Source organism: Solibacillus isronensis, assembly GCF_023715405.1.
Classification (GTDB): domain Bacteria; phylum Bacillota; class Bacilli; order Bacillales_A; family Planococcaceae; genus Solibacillus; species Solibacillus isronensis_B.
In genome coordinates this window covers 1-400 of sequence record NZ_JAMBOC010000038.1, presented here as the reverse complement: position 1 = coordinate 400, position 400 = coordinate 1, and the positions used below count along the sequence as shown (strand labels likewise).

Sequence of the window (400 nt, the reverse complement as noted above, 5' to 3'; positions counted from 1 at the left end):
GTGACGCCGAGCCCCGTATAGAACCACGTGCGCTGCGCGAGCCAGCCGAGCAGCGCGAGCAGCACGAGGCTCAGCACGAACGACACGAGCATGCGCTTCATCACGTGGCGGCGCTTGAAGTGGCCGAGTTCGTGCGCGAGTACGGCCTCGATCTCCTGGCCGGACAGGCGCGCGAGCAGCGTGTCGAAGAACACGATCCGTTTCGATGCGCCGAAGCCCGTGAAGTACGCGTTGCCGTGCGCGGAGCGGCGGCTGCCGTCCATCACGAACAGCCCCTTGGCCGCGAAGCCGCAGCGCTTCATCAGCGACTCGATGCGCGCGCGCAGCGCGTCGTCCTTCAGCGGCTCGAACTTGTTGAAGAGCGGCGCGATGAAGGTCGGGTAGATCAGCAGCACGAGCA

The 400-nt window shown here is 66.5% G+C and carries 1 protein-coding gene; it reads right to left on the bottom strand.

All coding sequences use genetic code 11. The features are described 5' to 3' along the window. A partial coding sequence (locus M3166_RS19105; RefSeq protein ID WP_251691815.1) for a M48 family metalloprotease occupies window positions 1-400 on the bottom strand: 400 nt, incomplete at both ends.